General features: G+C 37.4%; 1 pseudogene. It reads left to right on the top strand.

Features of this window, described 5'->3' with window-relative positions:
- Positions 1-313 (top strand): annotated as a pseudogene (locus ACHRV0_RS21670) (hypothetical protein); the annotation flags it as partial.

Raw genomic sequence — 313 nt, forward strand, 5'->3', positions numbered from 1 at the left:
ACGAAACTTTAACATCACTTGCTTATGATGCGACAGGAAAAACATTAACGTATCAGCCAGAAAGCGGATCTGCAACAGTAATAAAACTTGTTGATATGGTTGGAGATGCAGAAACGCTGACAACCTTGGAGAAAAACGCAGCCAACGACGGAAAATATGTTTATAAGAGCGAAAATGATACAGAAACTACAATCGATGTTGTAGCGGATGTAATCAACAATGCAAGCACAATTATAAACGATTCTAAGTTCGCAACAGAACTTACACAATTTGTAGGTTCAAACGAAACTTTAACATCACTTGCTTATGATGC

It is taken from the genome of Flavobacterium sp. FlaQc-30 (assembly GCF_044005885.1).
GTDB lineage: Bacteria > Bacteroidota > Bacteroidia > Flavobacteriales > Flavobacteriaceae > Flavobacterium.